The sequence below is a fragment of the Sphingobium sp. BHU LFT2 genome, from assembly GCF_018604485.1.
Classification (GTDB): domain Bacteria; phylum Pseudomonadota; class Alphaproteobacteria; order Sphingomonadales; family Sphingomonadaceae; genus Sphingobium; species Sphingobium yanoikuyae_A.
Genome location: NZ_JAFCGW010000025.1, coordinates 1 through 15894 on the forward strand (window position 1 = coordinate 1; position 15894 = coordinate 15894).

Genomic DNA, 15894 nt, shown 5'->3' on the forward strand with positions numbered 1-15894 from the left:
GCGCGGCTCCAGCACAGCCGCGTGTGGATCGTCGACCCGGTCGACGGCACCCGCGAATATGGCGAGGAACGCGCCGACTGGGCCGTCCATGTCGGCCTCGCCATCGACGGCGTGCCGACCATCGGTGCGGTTGCGCTGCCCGGCCATGAGCAGGGCATCGTCCTGCGCACCGACCAGCCGCGCGCAATCCCGCCCGCGCCCGAGAAACTGCGCATGGTCGTCTCCCGCACCCGCCCCGCACCCCAGGCGGTCGCGGTGGCAGAGGCGCTCGGCGCCGAACTGGTCCCCATGGGATCGGCCGGCGCCAAGGCCATGGCGGTGATCCTGGGCCAGGCCGACATCTACCTCCACGCCGGCGGCCAATATGAATGGGACAGCTGCGCCCCCGCCGCCGTCGCACTCGCACACGGCCTCCATGCCTCCCGCATCGATGGATCGCCGCTCATCTACAACCAAGAAGACACATATATGCCCGACCTCCTCATCTGCCGGCACGAACATGCCGATATGGTGCTGGAAGCACTGAAGGGCTAGGCGCGGGTCGTCAGTCCGGCGCCGACATCAGCGCCCGCCCAGGCGCGCCAGCGATCACCGTCGGGATCGATGTCCACCCGGCCCGTCAGATCGAAAATCTTCACCGCCGGCCGGTCCACCGTATAGGCAGGCCAGTCCGGCTCGGGCGCGCCATGACGGACGAAATGGGCGATATGATCGGTCATCCGCCGGCCGAGCGCCGCGCGGCGCCCGCGCATCGGCCCGCCCCGCGCAAAGGCGGCGCGCAGGCCGCGCATCGGCCAGGTCAGGGTCAGATCGAGGCCATGGGCGGCGCCGGCGATCGGATGGCGATAGTCGAAGCGATAGAACCAGGTCGGCGCCTGCCCCGACTGGCGATCGGCGAAATGGCGCGTCGGCATCAGGAAGGTGAGATCGGTGGCGAGCGCGCGGCGCCCCGCCTTGTCGCGCGGATAGGCGGCCAGGATGCGCGCGGCATGATCGGCCGGCAATTGGGCATGGAGCAAGGCTTCGAGCGCCGGCCAGCCGGTCGGCAGGATATCGCCGGGCATCAGTTCGAACAAGCGGATTTCCTCACGCGTGGCGCCGGCGAGCAAAGGCACCGGCGCGGCCGGCTCGGCCACCGCATCCGCCAGCGAGGCGGGCAACAGGTCGCCGTCGAACCAGGGGGCGGCAGGAATAGTGCCGGGATTGGCGGCCCCGGCCGCGCCCTGCGCCTCGAACAGACGGATGAGATCCATGCTGCGCAGCGCGGCGAGATCGGGGTTGCCGAGCGCCGCCATATAATCGCGCGCCACCTGTTCGCTGCGGTCCCGGCCATGGATCAGGCTGACCGCCCCACTCTGCATGATCGCCCCGGCAAAGAGGCCGCGCGCGGCCGGCGCATGAAGCAGCAGCGAGACCGACATGGAGCCGGCCGACTGGCCGCCGACCGTCACCCGCGCCGGATCGCCGCCGAAGGCCGCAATATTGTCGCGCACCCAGGCGAGCGCCGCAATCTGGTCGCGCAGGCCGAGATTGGAAAGGATACCCGGCACGACCGCGCCGAAATTGACGAAGCCGAGTACGCCCAGCCGATAGTTGATGCTGACGACGATGATGTCACCGTCGCGCGCCAGGTCGCTGCCGTCATAGCTGTGGCCGCCGCCCGCGACGAAGGCGCCACCATGAATCCAGACATAGACCGGCAGCGGGCCGGTCGCGTCGTCGGGCACATGGATGTTGAGGGACAGACAATCCTCGGCAAAGTCGGGCATGGAGAGCCGCGCCCGCTTCGCCTGATTGCCATACATTTGCGGACATTGCGGACCGGGACGTGATGCGTCGCGCACATCATTCCAGGTGACCGGCGCCTCCGGGGCAGCAAAGCGGTCGGCCCGTGCATAGGGAATGCCGCGCCAGCATCGCACGCCGTTCGCCAGGGTGCCGCGCACCGGCCCGGCCGTCGTCGTCACCGTCAATCCGTCCATGCCGCCCCTCCCGTCTTACGGCGGGGATGCTAGGCGGCGCCGGATCAGGCGCCAACGCACGGGGCGCAGATAGCGGCGGGGCGATGCCCCTGCCCGATCAGGGCTGCATCGACGGGGTGACGACCAGCCGGTCGAGAATTTCCGCCATGCGATCGAGCGGATAATCGGGTTCCTGCTGCAGCCACCAGGCGAGAATCTCGACCGTGGCGCTGACCGCAAAGACGATGCGCAGTTCGTCGGGCAGCCAGCCGGCATCATGCGGCCGCTGTTGCGCCAGCTGGCGCGCCTGGTCGGTAAATTCCTGCTTGAGCATGGTCGCCGCGCCGCCGGTCAGGAAGGCGGACCAGAGCGCGCGCCGTTCGGCGACATAAGCGAACAGGGTCATGCAGGACTGGCGGGCATCGTCGGCGAACAGGATCGGCAGCGCGCGTTGCAGCAGGTCCGCAATCTGTCCGGCCGCCAGATCGTGCAGCAACGCATCCTTGGACGGATAATGGCGGAAGAAGGTGGCGTAGCCGACCTCCGCCTCGCGCGCGACCTCGCGGATCGTCACCTGATCATAGGGGCGGGTTTCCAGCAGGTGGAGCATCGCGTCGAGCAGCTGGCGGCGGGAGCGCAGCTGGCGCGCGTCGGTCGGCAGATTATCCATCGGGGCCATGGCTTAGGGCCTTCGCACCCGCCTGAACAGAGGGGAGGATCGCCGGGCCGATGATCCGCCGCCGCCCCATTGCCCGGCGCCCCTGCCCGACTAGGGTCCGGCCCGACAGGAGAGGAAGCACGCCATGGACAACCGGATCGAGACGCTGATCGCCAGGGAAGAGATCAGGGAACTGGCCCAGCTCTATTCACGCGGGGTCGACCGGCAGGATTTCGCGCTGATCCGGTCGCTGTATACCGACGACGCGACCGACAGCCATGGCGCCTATTATGACGGGCCGGTCGATGGCTATGTCGCCTTTCTCGAAGCGTCGCTGCCGCACATGCATATCGGCAATCATTTCGTCTGCAACCATCTGGTCGAGGTCGACTGCGATACCGGCGAAGGCGAGGTTTATGCCATTGCCTGGCACCTGATCCCCGACGGCAAGGGCGGGCTGCTGCACGACATCCAGGGGGTGCGCTATATCGACAGCTATCGCCGCGTCGATGGCCAGTGGCGCTTCGCCAAGCGGGTGGTGAGTTTCGACATGAAACTGCTGCAACCCGCCGCCGACCATGGCGACAAGCCGGTGCCGGTGAATGATCCCAGCTATGCGCTGCTGGCGCCGCTGTTTGCGCGCGGGGCCGGTCGGTAACGGCTTCGCCGCAGCGATGTCGCCGCCGCTTCCTTGACAGTCAAATCAACAATCCTGTTGATGATAGCCAAGAAGAGCGGCGCGACAGGCGCCCGCTGGAGCGGATGATGGCCTTTTCGACGATCGACCTGACCGCGCGCATCGGCACCGAGATCCGGACCGACGCGGCAACCCTGGTGTCGGGCGCCCACGCCGACACGATCCTGGCGCTGTTGCAGCAGCGCGGCGTGCTGATCGTGCGCGGGCTGCACATGAGTCGCGAGGATCAGCTGGCCTTTTCCCACACGCTGGGCCGGGTCCAGCCACAGGGCGAAGGCGGCATCTTCAAGGTGACGATCGACCCCAAGGAGAATCCCGGCGCCGAATATATCAAGGGCGCCTTCTTCTGGCATATCGACGGAGCGAGTGACGACGTACCCAATTTCGCCGCGACGCTGAACGCCAAGTCGCTGTCCAGGACCGGCGGCAGCACCTATTTCGCCAACACCTATGCCGCCTGGGACGACCTGCCCGACGAAGAGAAGGCCGCCTATGACGGGTTGCGCGTGGTCCACAGCTTCGAGACGTCGCAGCGCTATGTGAACCCCGAACCCACCGTGGCGGAGCTGAATTTCTGGCAGATGCGCACGCCCAAGGTCCATCCCTTGGTCTGGACCCATGAAACCGGCCGCAAGTCGCTGGTGCTGGGATCGACCGCCGACCATATCGAGGGGATGGACCCGGCGCAGGGCCGCGTGCTGCTGTCCAGGCTGCGCGAATGGGCGATCCAGCCGCAATTCGTCTATCGCCATGACTGGACGGAGGGCGACCTGCTGATCTGGGACAATAGCGGCACGATGCACCGGGTCGATCCCTATCCGCTGGAAGAAAATCGGATGATGCACCGCACGACGATCGAGGCGATCGAGCAACTGGTCGGCGCCTGAAAGCGACACCGAAATTGACACATAGGAAGGAATTGCGATGACGAGGTCTCTCAACGGCCGCACGGCCGTGGTCACGGGTGCAGGATCGGGCATTGGCCGCGCGATCGCGCTGCGCCTGGCCGAAGATACGGCGAAGATCGCGGTGTGGGACATTAATGGCGACGGCGCGGCCGAGACCGTCAAGCTGATCGAGGCGGCCGGCGGCACTGCCATCGCCATCACCGTCGACTGTTCGGACAAAGCGGCGATCCATGCGGCGGCGGAAGAGACGCGCGCCAAGCTGGGGCCGATCGCCATCCTGGTGAACAATGCCGGCATCGCCCCCTTCACCCCGTTCATGGACATTGACGACGACCTGTTCGACAAGGTGATCCACATCAACCTGCGCGGCCCCTATCTGCTGACCAAGGAAGTGCTGCCCGACATGCTGGCGGCCGGCTGGGGCCGGGTGATCAACATCACCTCCTCCTCGGTCCAGTCGGGCTCCTTCGCCCAGGGCCATTATGTCTCGTCCAAGGGCGGCCTGATGGGCATGACCAAAGCGCTGGCGCTGGAATTCGCGCCGAGCGGCGTGACCTTCAACATGGTGCCGCCCGGCTTCATCGACACGCCGATGCTGCGCGCCGCGCCGATCGATGCCGACGCCTTTGCCCAGACGCTGCCGATGAAGCGGATCGGCAAGCCCGAGGATATCGCCGCCGCCTGCGCCTATCTGGCGTCGGAAGAGGCCAGCTACATCACCGGCCAGACGATCAGCACCAATGGCGGCCGCTATATGGGGTCGCATTAAGAGTTTGCTGGAAAATGCGCGGAAAAACGCATTTTCAAGAGGCCGCACCGGCCCACCCGACCACCCAGCTATGATATCCTGATGGGCGGTCGGGTGGGGTTCAAACGAGTCACGTGCCTCGTTTGAAGGCCGGTGCAGACGCGCCAAAGGCGCCAGACGAAAGCGCAGACGCTTGCATGGGCGGCCCGGCCATTTATGCTCCAGCCATGGTCCAGAAACGTCGCGTCGGCGCCGAAAGCTCCGAAACCCGCGCCCGGATCGTGGAGGCCACCGAACAGGTGATCCGCGACGAAGGCTATGCCGCCGCCAGTTCGCGCCGGGTGGCGCTGCGCGCCGAACTGCCGCCCTCGCTGGTCCATTATTATTTCCCGACCACCGACGACCTGCTGCTGGCGGTGTTCCGCCGCGGCGCCGAACAGAGCGACGCGATGATCGAGGCGGCGCTGACCAGCGCCGATCCGGTGCGGGCGCTGTGGCGCTTCTTCTCCGACCCCAGCCGCAACGCGCTGGCGATGGAATTTGTCGCCATGGCCAATCATCGCAAGGCGATCCGCGCCGAGATCGCCCGCCACAGCGAAGCGATGCGGGATCGCCAGGCGCAGTTGATGGAGCAGCTGCTGGGCGACCGACTCGCCGATCACAAGGTGACGGCAGCGGGCCTCAGCCTGTTGCTCGCGGCGGTTGGGCGCACTTTGGTGATGGAGGCCGACATGGGGGTCGCGAGCGGGCATGCCGACGCGCGCGCTTCGGTCGAGGCGCTATTGGACGAATTGCTGCCGCCCGAAAAATGAGAGGCATTGACTTTTCCATGCAGGCATGTTGAACATGTGTTCAAACGCGCAGGGATGCATAGGAGAGCAAGGCATGTCCGCCACCACCATTACCCGTTTCGTGCATGAAGATATCAAGCCGAGCATCGGCAGCCGCATCCTCAACAGCAAGGAGGAACTGCTGGCCGGCGAGCTGGCGCCGCAGATTCGCGAGTTGCTGGAGCAGCGCGGCGTGCTGGTCTTCCCGAAGATCGACTTCACCGACGAGGAACAGATTGCCTTCACCAAGACGCTGGGCGCCTTTGCCCCCGAGCATCGCGGTGGCGAGGAAATCCACAAGATCACCCTCGACGTGAAGGAAAATCCGCAGAGCGCCGAATATCTCAAGGGCTCGCTCTACTGGCATATTGACGGCACGATGAACGATGTGCCGATCCTCGCCTCCTTGCTGTCGTGCAAGGTGCCCGCGACCTGGGGCGGCAATACCGGCTTCTGCAACACCTATGCCGCCTATGAGGCGCTGACCGACGAGCAGAAGGCGGAGTATGAGACGCTGCGCGTGATCCACTCGGTCTGGGCGACGGTCTTCTATTATGAGCCCGAGCCCAGCCTCGCCAAACTGAAGGGCATGCGCCAGGTCGGCGAGAATGAGCTGCCCCTGGTGTGGAACCACAAGTCGGGCCGCAAGTCGCTGGTGCTGGGCTGCACCGCCCAGCGGGTCAAGGATCTCGATCCCTATGACAGCGCCGAAATCCTGGTTGGGCTGCGCGAATGGGCGACCCGCGAGGAATTCAGCTACAGCCATGAATGGAGCGTCGGCGACCTGGTCATCTGGGACAATACCGGCACCATGCACCGGGCCGAGAAATATGATCCCGACTGCAACCGGATGATGCACCGCACCAAGCTGCAGGGCGAAGAACCCTTCGAATAAGGATCGGCCCCACGGCCTTTCCACGCCCGCCGCCCAACCGGGTTGGCGGGCGTTTTGCCCTGCCCCCGGAGCATCGTCATGAGCAATCCGCTGACCTTCGGCTATCTCTATGATTTCCGGAACCCGCCCCAATGGGAACGGCGCCCGGCCGATCTCTATGCCGAGATACTGGACTTCGTCGCCTGGAGCGAGACGGCGGGCTTTGCCGGTGCCTGGGTGCCCGAACATCATGGCGCGCAGGATGGTTACATGCCCGCGCCCAATGTCGCGCTGGCGGCGATCGCGGCGCGCACCAGCCGGATCAGGCTGGGATCGGCGATCGCGCTCGCCCCGCTCTATCATCCGGTCCGCTTTGCCGAGGAATGCGCGGTGCTGGATATCCTGTCCGACGGCCGGCTGGAGATGGCACTGGCGATCGGCTATCGCCGCCGCGAGACCCAGGCCTATGGCGTCGATTTCGGCAAGCGCGGCGCGCGCTTCGACGAGTTTCTGGAAATCGTCCAGCGGTTATGGGCGAGCGAAACGGTCGATTTTGCCGGGCAGCATTACAATGTCGCCGGCGCGTCGCTGCGCCCGACCGCGCCGCGCGGCCGCATCCCCCTCTATATTGGCGGCTTTGCCGAAAAGGCGCTGGCGCGGGTGGCCAGATATGCCGTCGGCTATTTCGGCAATGAGGAGGTGTGCGGCCTCTATGCCGACAAGCTGCGCGCCGAGGGGAAAGACCCGGCCGCCGCGCGCATCCGCATCCAGAGCCTGTTCACCCTGGTCGCCGAAGACCCCGAGGCGGCGATGGCAGAGATGGCCCCCTATTTCCACCATGTGAACGAGACCTATGGCGCATGGCTGGCCGAGGATCAGGCGTCCGGCATCGACAAGGTGGCGCTGAAACCCATGTCGCTCGACGCCTTCAAACGCAGCGGCATCCTACAGATCCTGACCCCCGACGCGGCGATCGACCATTTCCGCGCAATGCAGCAGCGCATCAATGTCGAGCATATCATGATGATGCTCCCGCCCGGCCTGCCCCCGGCAAAATTCCAGCCCTATGCCCAGCTGTTCGCCGACAGGGTCATGCCCGCATTCTGAAGGGCGGCGTCAGTTCCCCTGCAAGGCGCGGCGCAGCGCCGCGAGGCGCAGCGCCTGAAGCGCCTGCATCTGCGGCGTATCGGGCCCGGCCAGGCCGAAGCCATGATAGGCGCCGGGCGTGACATGGAGTTCGACCGAGATGCCGAGGGCCATCAGCCGGCGGGCAAAGTCGATATCCTCCTCCAGGAACAGGTCGAGCGCACCGACGCTGATGAAGGCGGGCGGCAAGCCGGACAGGTCGGGGCAGCGGGCCGGTACGGCGTCGGTCGGGACATGCTCGGTTCCCGCTTCCTGCCCGAGCAGCGCGCCCCAGCCATAGCGGTTCTGCGCCGGGGTCCAGACGAACCGGCCGGTGACGGGGTGGAGCGGCGCGCTGCTGCCGGTGCGATCGTCCAGCATCGGCGCGTCGAGCAGCATGAAGCAGATCGGATAGGCGCCAAGGTCGCGGGCATGGATCGCCAGCGCAACGGCATGGCCGCCGCCCGCGCTCTCGCCGCCGACCGCGATGCGGCTGGGGTCGATGCCCAGCGCGTCGGCCTGTTCATGCAGCCAGCCGAGCGCCGCGTAGCAATCGTCGCGGGCGCCGGGAAACGGCGTTTCGGGCGCCAGCCGATAATCGACCGACAGGGCGACACAACCCAGCTGCGCCACCCAGGCCCGGTTGGACAGGTCGCTCATATCGGCCATGCCGAGCACGAAGCCACCGCCATGAATATGGAGATAGGCCGGCCGCCGCGCGTCGCCAATCGCCTCGGCCGGGCGATAGAGCAGGCAGCGGACATCGGGCGATCCGGGCGCGCCGGGCAGGAAGACTTCCTCCCGCTGCACGGCAGCCAGCGCATCGGGCATTGGTTCTGCTGGGCGGTTGGCAAAGGGCTGGCGGAAGGCGGCGATCGTCTGGTCGCTGAGGTCGAGTGGCGGGAAGAGGTCGAGCGCCGCGCGCAATTCGGGGGCTACCAGTTGCCGCGCCTCGTCCATCGTCCCGTTTCCTCTATTGTGCGTCGCGCGGCCGGTCATAGGCGGCACCATCGAAATGGTCGAGCGGCACCAGAGGTTCGGCGGTGAAGTCGATCACCCTGCCGACACGCTGTGCCCTCACCGCATTTTCCGGCTGAAAGGTGAAGCAGTTGGGCGGCACGCGGGTCGCGGTCGATTGCCGCTCCATCGGGATCAGCCGGCCATTGGCGAGGATCGTGCCCCATTGCAGCAGCCGGGCCGCCTCGCGCCGGGGTTCTTCCAGCGCATCGATCCACGGCCGCAGCTTCATCAGCGACTGGCCGGCAACCTCTGCCGGCGCGACCATGACATGGCGGCGATGCGCGACCTGCAGCAGCGGCACGCCGTCGCGCCGGATCTCCGCGACGGCCAGATCCTCCTCAATCGGGTCGCAGGCGAGAATCTCATAGCGGGTCGGCGCGTCATCGCCAGCATGCGCCGCAGCCAGCACGGCCAGGTCGTGCAAATGGGTGCAGTTCGCCTTCTTCTCGCCGCGCGCCGCCGCCTCAGCCAGCGCGACACCGATGAAGGTCACCTGCAGCACCGCCGGCGCACCCGGACAGGTGGTCCAGGGCACCCGCTCCATGATCGCGTCGACGCCGGTGATGCGCGCGCCGTCATGGTGCAGGATGACGGCCATGCTGTGATAATCATCCTCGACCGCGGCGGTCACCCGCCCCGGCAGCGGCGTCACCAGGAAGCGACGGCGAAAGCCGGGCAGCATGTCCAGCATGCCGCTGTCCATCGCGATCAGTCCCTTGCGAGCAGCAGCGCCGCCGCCATCGGGCCGCCACCCGATGTCGCCACGGCCACCTTCGGGTCGCCGGCGATCTGCCGTTCGCCGCCCTCGCCGCGCAACTGCACCACCGCTTCATAGGCAAAGCCGAAGCCGTGCAGCCGCCCCCAGCCAAGCTGGCCGCCGCCGGTGTTCATCGGCAATTCGCCGTCGAGCGCGATGCGCTTGCCCCCTTCGAGGAACTGGCCCCCCTCGCCGACATCGCAGAAGCCCAGCCCTTCGAGCCAGGTGATCGGCTGGAAGGCGAAGCCGTCATAAAATTGGACGGTATCGACATCCTTGGCCGTATAATCGGTATTCTTCCACAGGTCGCGCCCGGTCGGATAGGCGCTCGCCCATTCGGCCTGGTCCCAGCTGTAGCGCTCGACCGATCCGGCGCTGGCGGCGATGCGGATCGGGGGCGTCTTGATCTCGTCCAGGGCATCGCCGGCCGACACGATCAGCACGGTCGAGGCATCGGTGAAACGATCGCAATCATAGAGGCAGAAGGGCGAACTGATCATCCGCGCCGCCATATACTCGTCCATGGTCAGCGGCTTCTTGACGATCGCGCGCGGGTTGCGCGCGGCATTTGCATGATCGTTCAGCGCCACCTGGGCGAGCTGTTCGCGGGTCAGGCCATAACGCTTCATGTGGCGCATCGCGAATTGCGCGGTCCAGTTGGCGGCCGAGAAAGCGCCGAAGGGCGAAACCCATTGCGAATTGCCCGACACATCCTTGCGCCGTTCCATCGGCGGAAATTCTTCGGGGCGGGCCAGCGCCGCCGCTTCATAGACGGTGCGGAAACACAGGACATGGCGGGCAAGGCCGGCCTTCACCGCCATCGCCGCCTCGGCGATCGCGCCCAGCTGCGCCGTCGCCTCCGCCGCACCGATATGCCAGCGTGTGTTGAGCCCCAATATCTCGATCACATCGTCGGCACTGACCGGCGAGAAGCCGAGGAAGGTCGACATCTTGCCGGGATAGGTGGCGACACCATCGATCTGGTCGAGCGTCAGGCCGGCGTCGGCAATCGCCTCACGCACGGCGTCCAATGTCAGGCCCAGCGGCGACCGGGTCAACCGCACGCCGACCTCCGACATGCCGATGCCGGTGATATAGGCTTCGCGCGCCATGCTCATGCGACCTTCTCGAACAGGGGGAACCAGATGCCGTCCTGCTCCTCGAAGGTGACGCGGACGCGGTCATCCATGTCGACAGCATCGACCGGGCAATTGACGATATTGGTGGTCAGATAGACGCCGGGCACATCGTCGAGCCGGACACGGGCGATGACGAAGGGCACCTCCATATCCTTGGCCCAGGCCTGATAGTTGATCGTATAGGTGTCGACCGCGCCGGTGCCGGCAACCGCATGGGCGCCGACATTTTCCGACTGGCAATGGCGGCAGATCTCGCGCGGCGGATGGGTGAACTGGCCGCAATCGTCGCAGCGGGTGATGTTGAGCTTCCCCTCCGCCCCGCCGGTCCAGAAGGCGCGATTTTCCCGATCGAGGCGCGGGCGCGAACGTTGCCAGACCATCAGACGTCCCAGACCAGGTTCAGGCTTTCGATGCCGATCACATGGCCGCCATGGAAGACCGTCGGCTTGGCCGGATCGAGCCGGAATTCGGGCAAGCGCGCCAGCATCTCCTCATAAAGAACCTGCAACTCCACGCGCGCCAGGTGGGAACCCAGGCAGCGATGCGGGCCAACGCCAAAGGCGATGTGAACATTGTTCTCGCGGTCAAGATCATAGCTGTCGGGCTGCGGGAATTCCTTCGCATCGAGATCGGCAGCGGGCAGGAACAGCTTGAGCATGTCGCCGGGCATCAGCTTGGCCCCGGCCAGTTCGGCGGGCTTCTTGATGACCCGCATCGGCACCGTGAAAGTATAGCGGCGCAGCATTTCCTCGGCCGCTTCGGCCACCAGCTTGGGCTCGGCCCGCAACTTTGCCTGCAATGGCAGGTCGAGCGCCAGGCCGCGCATGGCCAGGCCCATGCCGTTCATCACCGTGTCGAGGCCGGCGATGAACAGCAGCACGCCGTAATTTTCCATGTCGGCAAGCGTGCTCGGCTGGCCATCCACCTCCAGCTTCCACAGCATGGAAATGATATCGTCCTTCGGATTATCCCTGCGCTCCAGCACGGTATCGCGCATCGCTGCGGCAATGCGCTGCAAGCGGCGCATCGATCCTTCGCGATCGGTATCGATCGCCTCCATATGCTCCTTCACGATCTGGCGATATTCCGGCAGCCGTTCGAGCGGCAGGCCCAGCATCTTGAGGAAGACCTGCACCGGCAGCGGCTCGGCCACGGTGCTCATGAATTCGCACTGGCCATCGGCCTTGATCGCGTCGATCAGTTCGCCGGCCAGTTCGCGGATGCTGTCCTTCAGGGCCGCGATCGTCTTGGGCGAGAAGACCTTCTGCAGCGGCTGGCGATATTTGGTGTGCTCGGGCGGATCGAGCGTGATCGGGATCGGCTGCGGGATATGCGGCGCGCCCGGCGGCAGCGAGGCGAGCAGCGCCTTCATCTTGTCGGCCGGCACGAACTCGCTGGAATAGGTCTCGGTATCGCGCGACGCCTCATAATTGGCGGCATGGGTCAGCGCGACCCAGCCGCCGCCATTGCGCGGCGTCCAGAAGACCGGCGGCGCCGTCTTCAGCAGGTTAAGGATGCGCGCATGCGGATCGGCCAGCAGGCCCGGATCGGCATGGACATCGAAATCATAGACGAGCGCGTCGGGCACATGGGCCGGCTGTGGCGCGGCGGGGCTCAAGGTGGCGTGGGCCATGATTCTCTCCGTCTTCCCTGCTGGGGCGGGCGCGTGCAGGACGCGTCCCTTCTTGTCGGACCCGTTTTGCCCGGCGGCCCGGCAAAGGCAAAGGGGCTGGGTGCGGCAATGCCAGATAACGCACCGACGATCCGCGCCGCGGCTCCGTATCGCGATGGCGATTGTGCCGGGCGCCACGTTGATCGGGGCCGTAATCTCCTTTCTAAGGAAGGTCAGAATAGCCGGAGAGGGCAGATGAGAATCCGCATCGAAAAGTCAGGCTGCGTGGGCAATGCCCGCTGCGCCGCCGTGTCCGAGGACATGTATCCGCTGGACGAGGACGGCTATATCGCGACCGAGGGTTTCGACGTGGCAGACGGTGAACAGCAGACCGCCAAGCGCGGCGCGCGCGCCTGCCCCGAACGCATCATCGTCGTCGAGGAAGATGATGGCAGCATCAGCTGGCCGCCCAAGGCCAAGGCATAATCAGAGAATCCGGGAGAGCGAGATGAGCGACATTTTGGGCTATAAGGGCAAGCGCGTGATCGTGAGCGGCTGCTTCTCCGGCATGGGGGAGGCGACCGCCAAGCTGCTGCTGGAGCTGGGCGCCGAGGTTCATGGCCTGGACTTCAGGGACAGCAGCCTGCCGCTCGCCTCCTTCACCAATGTCGACCTGCGCGACCCGGCCTCGATCGAGGCGGCGGTGGCCGGCATCGGCGGCAAGGTGGATGCGCTGTTCAACTGCGCCGGCCTGCCCCAGTCCTTCCCGCCGCTCGACGTCATGAAGGTGAACTTCATCGGCCTGCGCCACCTGACCGAACAGGTGCTGCCGCTGATGGGACCGGGCGGCGCGATCGCCAGCATCGCCTCCACCGGCGGCCTGGGCTGGAGCCGCCGCATCCCGACCAACATGGAGTTCGTCACCACCAAGGGCTATGACGCCGCCGTCGCCTGGTGCGAGGCGCATCTCGAGGACGTGGTCAAGGAAGGCTACAGCTTCTCCAAGGAGAATGTGATCGTCTGGACCCAGTTTATGGGCGCGCATCTCATCAAGAAGGGCATCCGCATCAACTGCACCCTGCCCTCGCCCACCCAGACGCCGATGATGGCGACGTTCGAGGCTGCGTCCGGCAAGGATGTGGTCGCCGCCGCCGCCGAACCGATGGGCCGTTACTCGACCCCGGCCGAACAGGCGGGCGGCATCGTGCTGCTGAACAGCGATCTGGCCGGCATCGTCAATGGCGTGGTCTTCCCGGTCGACGGCGGCTTCATGGGCGGCGTCGCCACCGGCCAGGTGGACCTCAGCGTCATGATGCGGCGTTCGGCGCCCGCCGAGGCCTGAACCCCATGAATTTCGACCTGACCGACGATCAGGAGATGATGCGCGACATGTTCGCGCGCTTCCTGGACGAACATAGCAGCATGGCGCGGGTCCGCGCCGCCGCGCCGACCGGCTTCGACCCCGCCCTGTGGCAGGGGCTGGCGGAGCTGGGTGCGCTGTCGATCCGCGTGCCCGAAGAGGCCGGCGGGCTGGGCCTTGGCCTGTTCGACGCGACCATCCTGATGGAGGAAGCGGGCCGGACGCTGGCATCGGGACCGCTGGCCGAAGCGCTGGTGGCGGCGCGCTTGCTGGCCCAGCTGGGCGGCGATGCGACGGCCGACCTGCTCGGCCGGGTGCTGGCGGGCGATGCGGTCGCCAGCTTCGCCTTCGAGGATGTCGCGGACACACCCGTCCAGTGGATCGGCGGTGGCCTGGTGGCCGAAGCCGTGCTGGCCCGATCAGACAACGACATCATCCTCGTCACCGTGCCCGCAGAGGCACGCAAGGCGGAGGATAATCTGGCCTCCACGCCGATCGCAGAGATCGACCTGTCGGCGCATCCGCGCACGGTGCTGGCATCGGGAGCCGAGGCGCTGGCGACCTTCGCCGCCGGCATCGAGGAATGGAAGCTGCTGATCGCCGCCGGTCTGGCCGGCATCGGTCGCGAGGCGCTCAAGCTCGCCGCGGCCTATGCCTGCGAACGCAAGCAGTTCGACCAATATATCGGCCAGTTCCAGGCCATTTCCCATCCGCTGGCCGATATTCTCTGCGAGATCGACGGCGGCAAGTTCCTGGTGTGGAAGGCGATCCGCGACCTCGCCGATGGCGCGCCCGAAGCCGGCGGTGCCATCTCGATCGCGGCCTGGTGGAATGCCAACAGCGCGGCCAAGGCAGTGGCGCAATCGCTCCACACCTTCGGCGGCTATGGCCTCACCACCGAATATGACATCTTCCTCTATAATCTGCGGGCCAAGGCCTGGCCGCTGATCGGCGGCGATCCGCAGCGCTGGCTCGATGAGGCCGGACGCCGGCTCTACGCCGATGAGGCCGCCGCGCTGCCCGATGCCGGGCCGATGCCGGTCGATTTCGACCTGGGCGAAGCCGCGCAGGCGATCAAGGACGAGATCAACGCCTTCTTCGCAGCAAACGTCACGCCGGAGATGCGGGCGACCTTCCACTATAGTTGGGAGGGCTATAACCCCGCACTCAACCGCAAGCTGGCGGCGCAGAATCTCCTCTATCTCGGCCTGCCCAAGGATGTCGGCGGTCGTGGCCTGTCCGCCTATGAAAAGACGGCGGCGATGGATGCGTTCGAGGAGCAGGGATATAACAACCCCGCCGCCAATGTGACGCAGATGGTGTCGCTCATCATCCACCGCTTCGGCACCGACGAGTTGAAACAGGCGGTGCTGCCGGAAATCATGCGCGGCGAGGTGATCTGCTCGCTTGGCTATTCCGAACCAGGATCGGGCTCGGACGTGTTCGCCGCGCAATGCCGCGCGACGCAGGAGGGCGATGGCAGCTGGCGGATCGACGGCACCAAGATGTTCACGTCGGGCGCCAACCTGTCCACCTACGTGCTGATGCTCTGCCGCACCAATCCGGATGTGGCCAAGCATAAGGGGCTCACCATGTTCATCGTGCCGCTGAAGGCCGATGGCGTGACGGTGCAGCCGGTCCACACCTTCCAGGACGAGCGCACCAACATCACCTTCTACGATGGCGTGCGCATCCCCGACAGCTGGCGACTGGGCGAAATCGACGGCGGCGTGCGCACCATGAGCGCCAGCCTGGAGCTGGAACATGGCGGCGGCTTTGCCAAATATCAGCGCAAGATGCTGCAGGCCGGCGAAGCGCTGTGCCGGGACGTTATCCACAGGGGCAGGCCGCTGATCGAGGATGTCGGCGCACAGGCGCGGCTGGCCCGCACCGCCGCCAATCTGTGGGCGTCGGAACTCATCACCTATCGCGCCCAATGGGTGATGTCGGAAAAGAAGCCGAACCATGCCTATGGCCCGATGGCCAAGATGTTCAGTTCGGAGAAATTCCTGACCGACGCGCGCGACCTGCTCGATCTCACCGCCCCGGCCTCGCTGTCCAAGCGCAAGGGGCCGGCGGAAGAGATCAACATGTTCTATCGCCACGCGCAGGGATCGACCATCTATGGCGGCACCAGCGAGGTTCATCGCAGCATGATCGCGGAAAAGGGCCTCGGCCTGCCGCGCACCCGCGCCTGAGGAAGAT

The 15894-nt window shown here is 66.1% G+C and carries 17 protein-coding genes; 10 read left to right on the top strand and 7 right to left on the bottom strand.

Annotation, left to right across the window (positions count from 1 at the left end; translation table 11 throughout):
* A partial coding sequence (locus JQK15_RS24425; RefSeq protein WP_214868857.1) for an inositol monophosphatase family protein occupies window positions 1–534 on the top strand: 534 nt, incomplete at its 5' end.
* Here JQK15_RS24425 and JQK15_RS24430 read toward each other — a convergent pair.
* A complete protein-coding gene (locus JQK15_RS24430) occupies window positions 531–1982 on the bottom strand; it encodes a carboxylesterase/lipase family protein (protein ID WP_214868859.1) in 1452 nt (483 codons plus the stop codon). The genes JQK15_RS24425 and JQK15_RS24430 overlap by 4 nt on opposite strands.
* Window positions 1983–2079: 97 nt before the next feature.
* A complete protein-coding gene (locus JQK15_RS24435) occupies window positions 2080–2640 on the bottom strand; it encodes a TetR/AcrR family transcriptional regulator (RefSeq protein WP_037512969.1) in 561 nt (186 codons plus the stop codon).
* Window positions 2641–2764: 124 nt separating this feature from the next.
* On the opposite strand from JQK15_RS24435, the gene JQK15_RS24440 reads away from it, so the two are divergent.
* The 6 genes from JQK15_RS24440 to JQK15_RS24465 all read left to right on the top strand — a co-directional run bounded on the left by JQK15_RS24440 (window position 2765) and on the right by JQK15_RS24465 (window position 7783).
* Complete coding sequence (locus tag JQK15_RS24440) at window positions 2765–3277, top strand: nuclear transport factor 2 family protein (protein WP_214868861.1); 513 nt, start codon at window positions 2765–2767, stop codon at window positions 3275–3277.
* Between the two features lie 104 nt (window positions 3278–3381).
* Complete coding sequence (locus JQK15_RS24445; RefSeq protein ID WP_201450217.1) at window positions 3382–4203, top strand: TauD/TfdA dioxygenase family protein; 822 nt, start codon at window positions 3382–3384, stop codon at window positions 4201–4203.
* 37 nt (window positions 4204–4240) lie between these two features.
* Window positions 4241–4993 (top strand): SDR family NAD(P)-dependent oxidoreductase, encoded by a 753-nt coding sequence (locus JQK15_RS24450; RefSeq protein ID WP_026109319.1) that lies wholly within the window; start codon window positions 4241–4243, stop codon window positions 4991–4993.
* Between the two features lie 206 nt (window positions 4994–5199).
* Window positions 5200–5784 carry a TetR/AcrR family transcriptional regulator gene (locus JQK15_RS24455; RefSeq protein ID WP_230588698.1) on the top strand — a complete coding sequence of 195 codons (585 nt, stop codon included), beginning with the start codon at window positions 5200–5202 and terminating at the stop codon, window positions 5782–5784.
* A 73-nt stretch (window positions 5785–5857) separates the two neighbouring features.
* Window positions 5858–6697, top strand: a complete 840-nt coding sequence (locus tag JQK15_RS24460) for a TauD/TfdA dioxygenase family protein (RefSeq protein WP_037512962.1) — start codon at window positions 5858–5860, stop codon at window positions 6695–6697.
* Between the two features lie 78 nt (window positions 6698–6775).
* Window positions 6776–7783 (top strand): LLM class flavin-dependent oxidoreductase, encoded by a 1008-nt coding sequence (locus JQK15_RS24465; protein ID WP_214868863.1) that lies wholly within the window; start codon window positions 6776–6778, stop codon window positions 7781–7783.
* Between the two features lie 9 nt (window positions 7784–7792).
* On the opposite strand, the gene JQK15_RS24470 is transcribed toward JQK15_RS24465, so the two are convergent.
* From JQK15_RS24470 to JQK15_RS24490, 5 genes are read right to left on the bottom strand one after another with little or no spacing between them, the layout of a single operon-like run.
* Entirely contained in the window at window positions 7793–8761 is a 969-nt protein-coding gene (locus JQK15_RS24470) for an alpha/beta hydrolase (RefSeq protein WP_214868866.1), read from the bottom strand.
* Between the two features lie 13 nt (window positions 8762–8774).
* Window positions 8775–9512, bottom strand: coding sequence for a DUF2889 domain-containing protein (locus JQK15_RS24475; protein WP_251008022.1), 738 nt, complete (start codon window positions 9510–9512; stop codon window positions 8775–8777).
* Window positions 9513–9529: 17 nt separating this feature from the next.
* Complete coding sequence (locus tag JQK15_RS24480) at window positions 9530–10696, bottom strand: thiolase family protein (RefSeq protein WP_214868870.1); 1167 nt, start codon at window positions 10694–10696, stop codon at window positions 9530–9532.
* Window positions 10693–11097 (bottom strand): Zn-ribbon domain-containing OB-fold protein, encoded by a 405-nt coding sequence (locus JQK15_RS24485; protein ID WP_017501859.1) that lies wholly within the window; start codon window positions 11095–11097, stop codon window positions 10693–10695. Before JQK15_RS24485 ends, JQK15_RS24480 begins: the two co-directional genes overlap by 4 nt.
* Window positions 11097–12350 carry a cytochrome P450 gene (locus JQK15_RS24490; protein ID WP_069338568.1) on the bottom strand — a complete coding sequence of 418 codons (1254 nt, stop codon included), beginning with the start codon at window positions 12348–12350 and terminating at the stop codon, window positions 11097–11099. Before JQK15_RS24490 ends, JQK15_RS24485 begins: the two co-directional genes overlap by 1 nt.
* 234 nt (window positions 12351–12584) lie before the next feature.
* Between JQK15_RS24490 and JQK15_RS24495 the strand changes: the two genes are divergently transcribed.
* From JQK15_RS24495 to JQK15_RS24505, 3 genes are read left to right on the top strand one after another with little or no spacing between them, the layout of a single operon-like run.
* Window positions 12585–12815 (top strand): ferredoxin, encoded by a 231-nt coding sequence (locus JQK15_RS24495; RefSeq protein ID WP_004209034.1) that lies wholly within the window; start codon window positions 12585–12587, stop codon window positions 12813–12815.
* 22 nt (window positions 12816–12837) lie between these two features.
* Complete coding sequence (locus JQK15_RS24500; protein WP_214868872.1) at window positions 12838–13671, top strand: coniferyl-alcohol dehydrogenase; 834 nt, start codon at window positions 12838–12840, stop codon at window positions 13669–13671.
* Window positions 13672–13676: 5 nt separating this feature from the next.
* On the top strand, window positions 13677–15887 hold the full coding sequence (locus JQK15_RS24505) for an acyl-CoA dehydrogenase family protein (RefSeq protein ID WP_214868874.1): 2211 nt from the start codon (window positions 13677–13679) through the stop codon (window positions 15885–15887).
* The last annotated feature ends 7 nt before the right edge of the window (window positions 15888–15894 follow it).

Coding starts and splice junctions, on each gene's coding strand:
- JQK15_RS24430 (WP_214868859.1), bottom strand. CDS start 1,982: ATGGACGGATTGACGGTGACGACGACGGCCGGGCCGGTGCGCGGCACC.
- JQK15_RS24435 (WP_037512969.1), bottom strand. CDS start 2,640: ATGGCCCCGATGGATAATCTGCCGACCGACGCGCGCCAGCTGCGCTCC.
- JQK15_RS24440 (WP_214868861.1), top strand. CDS start 2,765: ATGGACAACCGGATCGAGACGCTGATCGCCAGGGAAGAGATCAGGGAA.
- JQK15_RS24445 (WP_201450217.1), top strand. CDS start 3,382: ATGATGGCCTTTTCGACGATCGACCTGACCGCGCGCATCGGCACCGAG.
- JQK15_RS24450 (WP_026109319.1), top strand. CDS start 4,241: ATGACGAGGTCTCTCAACGGCCGCACGGCCGTGGTCACGGGTGCAGGA.
- JQK15_RS24455 (WP_230588698.1), top strand. CDS start 5,200: ATGGTCCAGAAACGTCGCGTCGGCGCCGAAAGCTCCGAAACCCGCGCC.
- JQK15_RS24460 (WP_037512962.1), top strand. CDS start 5,858: ATGTCCGCCACCACCATTACCCGTTTCGTGCATGAAGATATCAAGCCG.
- JQK15_RS24465 (WP_214868863.1), top strand. CDS start 6,776: ATGAGCAATCCGCTGACCTTCGGCTATCTCTATGATTTCCGGAACCCG.
- JQK15_RS24470 (WP_214868866.1), bottom strand. CDS start 8,761: ATGGACGAGGCGCGGCAACTGGTAGCCCCCGAATTGCGCGCGGCGCTC.
- JQK15_RS24475 (WP_251008022.1), bottom strand. CDS start 9,512: ATGCTGGACATGCTGCCCGGCTTTCGCCGTCGCTTCCTGGTGACGCCG.
- JQK15_RS24480 (WP_214868870.1), bottom strand. CDS start 10,696: ATGAGCATGGCGCGCGAAGCCTATATCACCGGCATCGGCATGTCGGAG.
- JQK15_RS24485 (WP_017501859.1), bottom strand. CDS start 11,097: ATGGTCTGGCAACGTTCGCGCCCGCGCCTCGATCGGGAAAATCGCGCC.
- JQK15_RS24490 (WP_069338568.1), bottom strand. CDS start 12,350: ATGGCCCACGCCACCTTGAGCCCCGCCGCGCCACAGCCGGCCCATGTG.
- JQK15_RS24495 (WP_004209034.1), top strand. CDS start 12,585: ATGAGAATCCGCATCGAAAAGTCAGGCTGCGTGGGCAATGCCCGCTGC.
- JQK15_RS24500 (WP_214868872.1), top strand. CDS start 12,838: ATGAGCGACATTTTGGGCTATAAGGGCAAGCGCGTGATCGTGAGCGGC.
- JQK15_RS24505 (WP_214868874.1), top strand. CDS start 13,677: ATGAATTTCGACCTGACCGACGATCAGGAGATGATGCGCGACATGTTC.